Below are 11899 nucleotides of genomic sequence, written 5' to 3' on the forward strand. Positions count from 1 at the left end.
TCCCGGTCTCCGAGGCCGTGCCATCATCGAGCTTCGATCGACCAAGTGGAGTCCGAGTTGGGAGGGCGCGTGGCGATGGAGGCCGGCCCTCGCGACACCGCACAAGGCGCGGAACAAGGCACCGCCACCGGCGGGGTACACGACACCGCACAGGAGCAGCAGGACCTCGATGAGGACCTACTGAGCCCGGACGGGCCCGACGAGATCGCCGGCGGGGTCACCGCCGACGGTCCCGAACCCGACGAGATGTTCCCGGGGCCCGAGGTCGAGGTCGAGCTTCGCCCGCAGCGCCGCATGCGTATCTGGCAGCTCGCACCCATCGTGGGCCTCGCCGCGCTCGGCTCCCTGATGTTCGCCTTCCCGCTCGCCTTCGACTTCGGCGACAGCGGGGCCATGATCGCCATGCTCGGCCTGCTGATCTGCTCCTGTGCCGCCGGCTGGGGCATGATGGCCGCCCGCCGCGTGGGTTACACGTGGCCCGGCCTCCCGCAGCGCGGTTCCGGCCGTCGCCCGGACTGGCGGGTCGCCATCGCGTACGCCGTGGTCGTCGCCGCGGTCGTGGTGCTCGCCGTGTGGCGCGTGGCCCGGCTGCGCTGAGCCCCCTGGGGCCTGCCCTGCGTGTGCGGTCCTGCCCGAGGCCCGGTGTGGTCCGGCTGCCGGACCGCACGGCCGGGTTGTCGTACCGACCCCTTACGATCGAGGAATGAGCACGCGGATCGCCTTCCTCAAGGGGCACGGGACCGAGAACGACTTCGTGATCATCCCCGACCCCGAGAACGTCATCGACCTGCCCCCGTCCGCCGTCGCCGCCCTGTGCGACCGCCGCGCGGGCATCGGCGGGGACGGTCTGCTGCACGTCGTGCGGTCCGCCGCGCACCCCGAGGCACAGGCGATGGCGGCCGAAGCGGAATGGTTCATGGACTACCGCAACGGCGACGGCTCGATCGCGGAGATGTGCGGCAACGGAGTGCGTGTGTTCGCCCACTACCTCCAGCGCGCCGGACATGTGGCCGAAGGTGATATCGCCGTCGCCACGCGCGGAGGCGTCAAGACGGTGCACATCGCCAAGGAGGGCGACATCACCGTCGGCATGGGCAAGGCGCTCCTCCCCGAAGTGGACGTCACCGTGAGCGTCGGCGACCGCAGCTGGCCCGCGCGCAACGTCAACATGGGCAACCCCCACGCCGTCGCCTTCGTGGAGGACCTCGACCACGCCGGAGATCTCTACACCGCGCCGCCGTTCAGCCCCGCCTCCGCGTACCCGGACGGCGTGAACGTTGAGTTCGTCGTCGACCGTGGTCTTCGTCACGTCGCTCTGCGTGTCCACGAGCGCGGCTCCGGCGAGACCCGCTCGTGCGGCACGGGCGCGTGCGCCGTGGCCGTGGCGACGGCGCGCAGGGACGGCGCCGACCCCGCGGTGACCGGCACACCGGCGACGTACACGGTCGATGTGCCCGGCGGGCGCCTGGTGATCACCGAGCGGCCCGACGGCGAGATCGAGATGACCGGGCCCGCGGTGATCGTCGCAGAGGGTGAGATCGACGCCGGATGGCTCGAAACCGTGACCCCCTGAACCTTCGCTCGAATGGGTGATCCGTTTCACGCTCGGCGAGAGGCGGTCAGCCGGGCGTGGTGGGCTCGGTAGCATCAAGCACCGGCCCGGACGGGGGAACGACGCCATCCCCAGAGCCGCGCAGTACGCCATGGGGCACCCCGTCCGCCGGTCCACGCAGCCGGAGGTGCCCATGAGTGCGGAGGCCACGAACCCCGCGACGCCCGGCCCCATGACGCCCGGGGCACAGCGCAGGAGAAGCCGCCCCCGGATCGACCTGCGACGCCTCGGCCGGGCCGCTCTCCTGGGGCCCACAGTCCGCGGCCGGCTGCCCGACGCGATCGGTCACGTGGCCGAGGCTCATCGTGCCCACCATCCCGACGCCGACCTGGACCCGCTGCGCCGCGCGTACGTCCTCGCCGAGTCCTCGCACCGCGGCCAGATGCGCAAGAGCGGCGAGCCGTACATCACGCACCCGCTTGCCGTGACCTTGATCCTCGCCGAACTCGGCGCGGAGACCACGACTTTGACGGCGTCTCTGCTCCACGACACCGTCGAGGACACGGAAGTGACGCTCGATCAGGTGCGTGAGGAGTTCGGCGAGGAGGTCCGCTACCTCGTCGACGGCGTGACGAAGCTGGAGAAGGTCGACTACGGAGCGGCCGCCGAGCCCGAGACGTTCCGCAAGATGCTCGTCGCCACCGGCAGCGACGTACGCGTGATGTCGATCAAGCTCGCCGACCGGCTGCACAACATGCGCACCCTCGGTGTGATGCGCCCCGAGAAACAGGCGCGCATCGCCAAGGTGACGAGGGACGTGCTGATCCCGCTCGCCGAACGCCTGGGCGTGCAGGCACTGAAGACCGAGCTGGAGGACCTCGTCTTCGCGATCCTGCACCCCGAGGAGTACGCCCACACACGCGAACTCATCGTCAACAACGCCTCGCGCGCCGACGATCCCCTCGACGAGATCGCCGAAGAGGTGCGGGTGGTCCTGCGCGAGGCCGGGCTGCAGGCCGAAGTCCTCATCCGGCCACGGCACTTCGTCTCCGTGCACCGCGTCTCGCGCAAGCGCGGCGAACTGCGCGGCTCCGACTTCGGACGCCTCCTGGTGCTCGTGAACGAGGACGCCGACTGCTACGGGGTCCTCGGCGAACTGCACACCTGTCTCACGCCCGTGGTCTCGGAGTTCAAGGACTTCATCGCCGTCCCCAAGTTCAACCTGTACCAGTCGCTGCACACCGCGGTCGCCCGCACCGACGGCCAGGTCGCCGAAGTCCTCATCCGTACGCACCAGATGCACAACGTCGCCGAGGCCGGCGTCATCGCGCTCGGCAATCCCTACGCTCCTCCTTCGGAGGAGCAGACGGACGGCGACGGCTCACGCTCAGGCGACGCGGTGGACGGCGAGCGCGCCGACCCGACCCGTCCCGGCTGGCTCTCCCGCCTCCTCGACTGGCAGGAGGCGGCCCCCGACCCCGACACGTTCTGGTCGACGCTCCGCGAGGACCTCGCCCAGGACCGGGAGATCACCGTCTACCGGCCCGACGGCGGCACGCTCGGGCTGCCCGCGGGCGCCAGTTGCGTCGACGCCGCGTACGCCCAGTACGGCGAGGACGCGCACGCCTGCATCGGCGCGCGCGTCAACGGCCGCCTGGTGAGGCTCAGTACGGTCCTGAGTGACGGCGACACCGTGCAACTGCTCATGGGCCAGGACCCGGCCTCCGAGCCCTCCAGGGAGTGGCTGGAGCACGCGCACACGCCCGTCGCGCGGATCGCCATCACCCGCTGGCTGGCCGCCCACCCGTCACCCGCGACACCGCCCGAGGCCCCCGCCACGACCCGCCGTCCGTCTGCGGACGCGCCCGCCGCGCGCCCGGCCGCCGCGGACGTCGTCGTCGACCAGCCCGGCGCGACCGTACGCCTCGCGGGCTGTTGTACGCCCGTGCCGCCCGACGACATCACCGGCTTCGCCGTACGCGGCGGAGTGGTGACCGTGCACCGCGTCGAGTGCGCGGGCGTGACCCGCATGAAGGATCTCGGGCGCACGGAGGTCGGAGTGCGCTGGGGCGACACCGCGCAGTGCCGCGTCACCCTCTTCGTCGAGTCCTTCGGCCGGCCCCACCTGCTCGCCGACCTCACCGAGGCCATCGCCCTGGAAGGCGTCGACATCGTCTCGGCGACCGTCGAACCGCCCAGCCAGCAGCGCGTGCGCCACACCTACACGCTCCAACTCCCGGACGCCGCCCACCTTCCCGTGCTGATGCGGGCGATGCGCAACGTCCCGGGTGTCTTCGACGTGGGCCGCGCACAGCACCAGACGACGACTCCGTAGAGCGGCGACTCGGCGAAAAGCGCCCGTTCGGGTGGGCTCGGCGCGAGTCGTCGCCGAAGGGCGGGCGGTCGCTGATAGCCGTGGTCCATGCTGCGCACCCCCAGGACCACTCCCCGTGCCGGGACCCCACGCCAGAAGGCCCCCCGACGGCTCCGCACGGCGTTCCTCGCCTCCGCCGCCTCCGTCTGCCTCATCGCCGCGAGCGCCCCCGCCCCGCCCCCGCTCGGCATCGGCGACCGGCTCTTCCCGCACCTGGGCAACCCCGGGTACGACGTCACGTCGTACGACCTCTCCTTCACCTATCCCGGCAGCAACACCAAGCCGCTGCCGTCCGTCACCACGATCGTGGCCAGGACGACAGACTGGCTGGAGCAGGTCAATCTTGACTACTCGCACGGAACGGTGCGATCCGTCGAGGTCAACGGCGAGCCCGCGGATTTCCGGAGCTCCGGGGAGGACCTGGTGGTCACGCCCGCGGAGCCGCTGCTGCCCGGCGTCCGGATGCGGATCACCGTGCACCACGACAGCAACCCCGTGTCGACCAAGGACCAGGACAGCGGCTGGGTGCGGACCGAGGACGGCCTCGCGATGGCCAACCAGGCCGACGCCGGCCACCGGGTGTTCCCGAGCAACGACCACCCCTCGGACAAGGCCCTGTTCACCATCCGGGTCACCGCGCCCAACGGCTACACGGCCGTCGCCAACGGGCTGCCCCTCGGTGTGAACCGCCGCGCCGCCTCGACCACCTGGACGTACCGGACCGAGCACACCATGGCCACCGAGCTGGCACAGGTCTCCATCGGCCGCTCCTCCGTGCTGCACCGGAGCGGGCCGGACGGTCTGCCCGTACGCGACGTGGTGCCCACCAAGGACCGCGAGGCGCTGGAACCGTGGCTCAAGAAGACACCCGACCAGATCGACTGGATGCAGCAGAAGGTCGGCGACTACCCCTTCGAGACGTACGGGCTGCTGATCGCCGAGGCCCGCACCGGGTTCGAACTGGAGACACAGACGCTCTCCCTCTTCGAGAAGGAACTGTTCACACGGCCCGAGTACCCGAAGTGGTACGTCGAGGCGATCATGGTGCACGAACTGGCGCACCAGTGGTTCGGCGACAGCGTCTCCCCGCGCACCTGGTCCGACCTGTGGCTCAACGAAGGACACGCCACCTGGTACGAGGCCCTCTACGCCGAGGAGAAGGCCGACAGGCCCATGGAGGCACGGATGCGTGCCGCCTACCGGGCCTCCGACACCTGGCGCGCCACGGGAGGCCCGCCCGCCGCGCCCAAGGGGGCCGCTCCCGGCGAGAAGCTCAGCATCTTCCGCCCGAACGTCTACGACGGCAGCGCCCTGGTCCTGTACGCGCTCCGCGAGGAGATCGGCCGCCGTTCCTTCGAGCAGTTGGAGCGGACCTGGGTGAGCGTCCACCACGACGGGGTCGCGGACACCGCGGACTTCACACGCCTCGCCTCGGGCATCGCGGCCCGTGATCTGAGCGGCTTCTTCGAGGCATGGCTCTACGGGGAGAAGACCCCGCCCATGCCGGGCCACCCCGACTGGCGCAGCGACAAGCCCGTCGAGAAGCCCGCCAAGCCCAAGCGATAGCCCCGAGAAAACTCGGTGACGAGACGGGCCGTGCCGTGCGAACATCTTCACGTCGACGCCACTCCGGGTCGGCGGCACGGCCCTCCGGAATCCGGACGGGAATCTCCCGGCGGCCCCGGACGTTGTCGTGGATGTCGGACGGAAGTCCGTCGTGCCACAGGTATCCCCATCGACGTAAGGACCCAATGACCTCCTCTTCTTCCCCTTCCCAGGACACGCAGAGCTTCGCGCAGAACTACCCCGACGGTCTTCGGGCCGATGCCCTGATGGAAGAGGACGTCGCCTGGAGCCACGAGGTCGACGGAGACCGGGACGGCGACCAGTTCGACCGCTCCGAGCGTGCGGCACTGCGCCGCGTCGCGGGCCTCTCCACCGAGCTCGAGGACGTCACCGAGGTCGAGTACCGACAGCTCCGCCTGGAGCGCGTGGTGCTCGTCGGTGTGTGGACCTCCGGGACCGCGACCGATTCTGAGAACTCCCTCGCGGAGCTGGCAGCCCTCGCCGAGACGGCGGGCGCGCTCGTGCTCGACGGCGTCATCCAGCGCCGCGACAAGCCCGACGCGGCCACCTACATCGGCTCCGGCAAGGCCCACGAGCTGCGGGACATCGTGCTGGAGACCGGCGCGGACACCGTCATCTGTGACGGAGAGCTCTCGCCGGGCCAGCTGATCCACCTCGAAGACGTCGTCAAGGTCAAGGTCATCGACCGTACGGCCCTGATCCTCGACATCTTCGCCCAGCATGCCAAGTCCCGAGAGGGCAAGGCGCAGGTCGCGCTCGCGCAGATGCAGTACATGCTGCCGAGGCTGCGAGGCTGGGGTCAGTCGCTGTCCCGTCAGATGGGCGGCGGCAAGGGCGGCGGCCTCGCCACCCGTGGTCCCGGTGAGACCAAGATCGAGACCGACCGGCGCCGTATCCGCGAGAAGATGGCGAAGATGCGCCGGGAGATCGCGGACATGAAGACCGGCCGCGAGATCAAGCGCCAGGAGCGCCGTCGCAACAAGGTGCCCTCGGTGGCGATCGCCGGCTACACCAACGCCGGCAAGTCCTCGCTGCTCAACCGCCTCACGGGCGCGGGCGTGCTGGTGCAGAACGAGCTGTTCGCCACCCTCGACCCGACCGTCCGCCGTGCCGAGACGCCCAGCGGGCGGATCTACACACTCGCGGACACCGTCGGATTCGTCCGGCACCTGCCGCATCACCTCGTCGAGGCGTTCCGCTCCACCATGGAGGAGGTCGGGGACGCCGACCTGATCCTGCACGTGGTGGACGGTTCGCACCCGGCGCCGGAGGAGCAGCTGGCCGCCGTGCGCGAGGTCGTCCGCGACGTGGGCGCCACCAAGGTGCCCGAGATCGTGGTGATCAACAAGGCGGACGCGGCCGACCCGTTGGTGCTCCAGCGGCTCATGCGGAACGAGAAGCGGTCCATCGCCGTCTCGGCCCGTACGGGCCAGGGGATCGCCGAGCTGCTCGCGCTCATCGACATCGAACTGCCGCACCCCTCGGTCGAGATCGAGGTGCTCGTCCCGTACACGCTCGGCCGGCTGGTCGCGCGCGCCCACTCCGAGGGCGAGGTGATCTCCGAGGAGCACACCCCGGAGGGCACCCTGCTGAAGGTGCGGGTGCACGAGGAACTTGCCGCGGAACTGGCGGCGTACGTTCCGGTGCCGGCTGTCTGATCTGTCTGCTCTCATCGAAAACGGCGAAGGCTCGCCCCCTCTGGCAGGGGGCGAGCCTTCGCCGTATGCGTGGCGCGAATGCTGTGGGCGTGGCGCGGGGCGACAGGGCCAGCCGCACCCACAGCTGCGGCCCGGCGTGCGTACGGGCGCCTACTTGTCGCCGTACTCCTTGCTCATGCTGTCGAAGAGCGTCTTGGCTCCCTGGCCCAGCTGCGGTCCCGCGAGCCAGGTGTTGTCGGTCGGGCCGATCGAGGTGTTCGAGACGAGCACGGTCTTGCCGTCGACGACCCGGAACCAGCCGCCCCCCGACGAACCGCCGGTCATGGTGCAGCCGATGCGGTACATCGTCGGCAGGCTCGGGCTGAGCGAGAGCCTGCCCGGCCGGTCGACGCACTTGTGCATGATCAGACCGCTGTACGGAGGCGCCGCCGGGTAACCCCAGGCGCCCATCGTGCCCGCGTCCGCCGCGGCGGGGGTGGAGAAGTCCACGTCCAGCGCCGTACCGACGGTCTCCTCAAGGGACTTGGAGCCCGACTCCGGCTTCACGTGCAGTACGGCGTAGTCGTACGCGGCACCCTCGCCGCCCGACTCCGAGCCGCCCTGGATCCACTCGTTCGATGTGGACGCCCAGTCAGCCCAGTACTGGCCGTACGGTGAGATCTCCTGCTGTGTCGCGTTGGCCAGCTCGGCCTCGGACTTGCCGAGGTCGTTGTAGGCGGGCACGAAGGCGATGTTGCGGTACCAGCCGCCGCCACCGCCCGCGTGGACACAGTGGCCGGCGGTCCACACGAGGTTGGACTTCCCCGGGTTGCGCGGGTCCTTGACGACCGTGCCGGAGCAGACCATCGAGCCCTCGGGGGAGTCGAAGAAGACCTTCCCGACCGGGGCGGCGTTGTCGTGGTACGGGGTCTCTTCCCGCGTCGCGGTGACCGGTGCCGGCGCCGGGTCGCTCACGCCCTGGTCGGCCGAGGCGTCCTTCGCGGAGATCGTCTTGTCCGGGTCCTTGGCGGACTTCATCCGCTCGGGCTTCCAGAGGCCCTCGATCACCGGGTTGACGAAGTCCTCCGCCTCAGTGAGCCACTTGTCCTTGTCCCAGTTCTTCCATTCGCCGTCCTTCCAGTCGTCGACATCGATGCCATGCTCCTTGAGCCTGTCGGCGATGTCGGCCGGAATCTCGATCTTGTCGCCGCCCGAGGACCCGGAGCCGGTGGCGGCCGGCTTGTCGGCGGCGTTGTCGTCGCCCGACTCGCAGGCGGTGGCGGTGAGCGTCAGAGCCGCTGCAAGCCCGGCGGCGGCGAGGACGCGGCGTCGCCCGCGCATCCCCGAGAAGGACGGACGTGTGGAACGCATGATGTTGTTTACCCCCGATTGAACGTGCAGCTTTCGTCTGCGGGTCAGGCGCGAAGAGCGCGAAGAGCGCGAAGAGCGCGAAGAAGGCTCTCCGCGGAGCCCATGTCACCGCGACACCCCACTATGCCCGGGGAGTCAGGGACGAACGGCGGCCGAGCGGTGAAGGTTTCCGTGAGGCCCACCCTGCCGCCGTCCGTTCCTGTGCCGCTACCGCTGTACGGCTGCGACTGCGCTGCTACTGCCGCGCCGCTACCGCTGCGCTGCTACTGCCGCGTCGCTACTGCTGCGCCGCGAACTTCTTGCTCACCGCGTCGTAGATCCCCTTGGCCTCCGTGCCCAGGTGCGGTCCCGCGAGCCAGCCCGCGGTCACCGGGCCGATCGAGGTGTTGGACACCAGCGCCGGCTTGCCGTCCGAACCCGCCGCGACCCAGCCGCCGCCCGACGAACCGCCGGTCATGGTGCAGCCGATGCGGTACATCGTCGGCTCGGACTGCGCGATCGAGAGCCGGCCAGGCTTGTCCGCGCACTGGAACATGGTCTCCCCGTCGAACGGCTTCGCCGCCGGGTAGCCGGTCGCGGTGATGTCCCCGACCTCCGACACGGCCGGAGCGTTGAAGTCCACCGGGAGCGCCGAACCGACGGTCTCCTCAAGGGACTTGCCCCCGCTGCCCTTCTCCGGCGTCACATGGATGACCGCGAAGTCGTACGAGGCACCGTCGCCGCCCGTCGCGCCACCCTGCTCGATCCACTGGTCCGAGGTCTGGGCCCAGTCGGCCCACCAGAGACCGTACGGAGCGACCTCTTCCTTGGTGGCCGTCGCGAGCTCCGCCGCCGACATGGCGTCGTTGTTGTACGAGGGTACGAAGGCGATGTTGCGGTACCAGCCGCCCTTCTTGCCCGCGTGCACACAGTGGCCCGCGGTCCACACGAGGTTGGACTTGCCGGGGTTGGCCGGGTCCTCGACCACGGTCGCCGAGCAGACCATCGTGCCCTCGGGGGAGTCGAAGAACACCTTGCCCGCCTCGGGGGCGTTCTCGTGGTACGCCGCCGGGACGGCCTTCGCCTCCACGGGCGCCGGCTCCGGGTCGGTCACGCCCTGGTCACCCGAGAGGTCGTTCTCGTCGACGCCCTTGCCCTGGTCCGGGTCCTCGGCCTCGCGCATGCGGTCCGGGTCCCACAGATCCTTGATGATCGGGTTGATGTAGTCCCCGGCCTCGCGCAGCCAGTCGTCCTTGTCCCAGTTCTTCCAGGCGCCGCCCTTCCACTGGTCGATGTCGATCCCGTGCTCTTTGAGCCTGTCCTTGATGTTGTCCGGGATCTTGATCTTGCCGTCGCCCGCTGCGGACGCCGACGCCTCCGTGCCCGCGTTGGTGTCCTCTTCCGAACCGCAGGCGGTGGCGGTCAGCGCCAGCGCGGTGGCCAGTCCGACCGCGGCCAGCATGGGGGAGGTTCTGCGGCGCGAGCTCCTCCCTCGACGGGCGGCGAAGAGCGGGCGTATGGGTCGCATGGTGTGACTCCCCCTGGAGGTGAACGAACAACTCTGTGCTGCCACATGGGACTTCGTACGGACCCGGTGACCCGGATGTGTCCGACGTGGACCGTGGGTGCTGATCAGCGGGGATTCGCTGAACGGCACCACAGACTATGCCGTTGCTGTGGGGGACTTCCGACGGAACCGCAACGGTTCCGTCACGGCAGGGATCTTCGCCCCACCGTTGCCCCTCGCGGTCCTCGTCGTTGGTACGTACGGGGGACGTTCCGGCTGCGTTCATTCCCCGTCGCCTCCCACCGGGCGGCCGAGCAACTCGCCTCTTCTGGACAGCGGGAGGACCGACAGACGTGGCTGTGACCGAGTCTGCGCCCGAGACGGCGCCCGCGATGCCCGAGGCCGCGGGGGCGCGCGCGACACAGGAGAACGGCGGGGCGCGCGCGGCGCATGAGGGGATCCTGCGGCGCCAGGCAGCGCGCGAATCCGCGGCGCGCACCTACGCACGAGCCCTTCCGATCGTCCCCGTCCGCGCGCGAGGCCTGACGATCGAGGGAGCCGACGGGAACCGCTACCTCGACTGCCTCTCGGGCGCCGGGACACTGGCCCTCGGTCACAACCACCCGGTCGTCCTGGAAGCCATCAGGAAGGTCCTCGACTCCGGGGCGCCGTTGCAGGTCCTCGACCTGGCCACACCCGTCAAGGACGCCTTCACCACCGAACTGTTCCGCACGCTGCCGCCCGGTCTCGCCGACCACGCGCGCGTGCAGTTCTGCGGGCCCGCCGGTACGGACGCCGTTGAGGCCGCCCTGAAGCTGGTGCGCGCCGCGACCGGTCGCAGCGGGATTCTCGCCTTCGCCGGCGCGTACCACGGCATGACCGCGGGGGCGCTCGCGGCATCCGGGGGCGCGCCCGACGTACGGGTCGCGCGCCTGCCGTTTCCGCAGGACTACCGCTGTCCGTTCGGCGTCGGCGGCGAGCCGGGTGCCGAACTTGCCGCGCGCTGGACCGAGTCCATCCTCGACGACACCAAGTCCGGGGTGCCGAGCCCCGCCGGGATGATCCTGGAACCGGTGCAGGGCGAGGGCGGAGTGATTCCTGCCCGCGACGACTGGATGCGGCGGATGCGGGAGATCACCTCGGAGCGTTCCATCCCGCTGATCGCCGACGAGATCCAGACGGGGGTCGGGCGTACCGGTGCCTTCTGGGCGGTGGAGCACAGCGGCATCACACCCGACGTGATGGTCCTCTCCAAGGCCATCGGCGGCAGCCTGCCACTGGCGGTCGTCGTCTACCGCGAGGGCCTCGACGTGTGGGAACCGGGCGCCCACGCGGGCACGTTCCGCGGCAACCAGCTCGCCATGGCCGCTGGCGCCGCGACCCTTGCGTACGTCCGTGAGAACGGCCTCGCCGAGCGAGCGGCGGCTCTGGGCACCCGCATGATCGCTCAACTCCAGAGCCTTGCCGACGACTTCGGCTGCGTCGGAGACGTGCGCGGCCGCGGGCTGATGATCGGCGTCGAACTCGTGGACCCCGAGAAGCCGCCGCCGTCCCCCGGCGGACCGCCTCCCGCGGCCCCTGAACTGGCGGCCGCCGTCCAGCGTGAGTGCCTGCGCCGCGGGCTGATCGTGGAACTCGGCGGACGGAACTCCAGCGTGGTGCGCCTGCTGCCACCGCTCACGATCAGCGACGAACAGGCAAGCGCGGTCCTCAACCGGCTGGCGGACGCGGTGGCGGAGGTCGCCAAGGCACACACCGGCTCGGCGTCCGAGAGCCCCCGGCGTACGGCGACCGGGGGCGCCCGGAAGGTCGGGCACGCCCAAGGCACCGAGCACACCCAACGGGGCGAGCGATCCGGATAGCAGCCGGCCCACTGGATGGCTCGGCAGTGG

8 protein-coding genes are annotated in these 11899 nt (G+C 70.5%); 6 read left to right on the top strand and 2 right to left on the bottom strand.

Features of this window, described 5'->3' with window-relative positions; all coding sequences use genetic code 11:
- The first annotated feature begins 75 nt into the window (after positions 1-75).
- From ACIBEI_RS37095 to hflX, 5 genes are all read left to right on the top strand, one after another.
- Positions 76-597, top strand: coding sequence for a hypothetical protein (locus ACIBEI_RS37095; protein ID WP_398894991.1), 522 nt, complete (start codon positions 76-78; stop codon positions 595-597).
- A gap of 106 nt (positions 598-703) precedes the next feature.
- Positions 704-1573, top strand: a complete 870-nt coding sequence (gene dapF / locus ACIBEI_RS37100; protein WP_398894898.1) for a diaminopimelate epimerase — start codon at positions 704-706, stop codon at positions 1571-1573.
- 172 nt (positions 1574-1745) lie between these two features.
- Positions 1746-3887 carry a RelA/SpoT family protein gene (locus tag ACIBEI_RS37105; RefSeq protein ID WP_398894900.1) on the top strand — a complete coding sequence of 714 codons (2142 nt, stop codon included), beginning with the start codon at positions 1746-1748 and terminating at the stop codon, positions 3885-3887.
- An 87-nt stretch (positions 3888-3974) separates the two neighbouring features.
- Positions 3975-5492, top strand: coding sequence for a M1 family metallopeptidase (locus ACIBEI_RS37110; protein ID WP_398894902.1), 1518 nt, complete (start codon positions 3975-3977; stop codon positions 5490-5492).
- Positions 5493-5677: 185 nt separating this feature from the next.
- Positions 5678-7171 (top strand): GTPase HflX, encoded by a 1494-nt coding sequence (hflX, locus tag ACIBEI_RS37115; protein WP_398894903.1) that lies wholly within the window; start codon positions 5678-5680, stop codon positions 7169-7171.
- A 150-nt stretch (positions 7172-7321) separates the two neighbouring features.
- Here hflX and ACIBEI_RS37120 read toward each other — a convergent pair whose 3' ends face one another.
- Together ACIBEI_RS37120 and ACIBEI_RS37125 are read right to left on the bottom strand one after the other, a co-directional pair.
- A complete protein-coding gene (locus ACIBEI_RS37120; protein WP_398894904.1) occupies positions 7322-8521 on the bottom strand; it encodes a trypsin-like serine peptidase in 1200 nt (399 codons plus the stop codon).
- A gap of 277 nt (positions 8522-8798) precedes the next feature.
- The gene (locus ACIBEI_RS37125; RefSeq protein WP_398894905.1) at positions 8799-10028 is read right to left on the bottom strand and encodes a trypsin-like serine peptidase; all 1230 of its coding nucleotides are present in this window, start codon (positions 10026-10028) and stop codon (positions 8799-8801) included.
- A gap of 332 nt (positions 10029-10360) precedes the next feature.
- Here ACIBEI_RS37125 and ACIBEI_RS37130 point away from each other — a divergent pair, with 332 nt between their 5' ends.
- Positions 10361-11869, top strand: a complete 1509-nt coding sequence (locus ACIBEI_RS37130; protein WP_398894906.1) for a diaminobutyrate--2-oxoglutarate transaminase family protein — start codon at positions 10361-10363, stop codon at positions 11867-11869.
- The last annotated feature ends 30 nt before the right edge of the window (positions 11870-11899 follow it).

The organism is Streptomyces sp. NPDC050988 (genome assembly GCF_044456225.1).
In the GTDB taxonomy this organism is placed as follows: domain Bacteria; phylum Actinomycetota; class Actinomycetes; order Streptomycetales; family Streptomycetaceae; genus Streptomyces.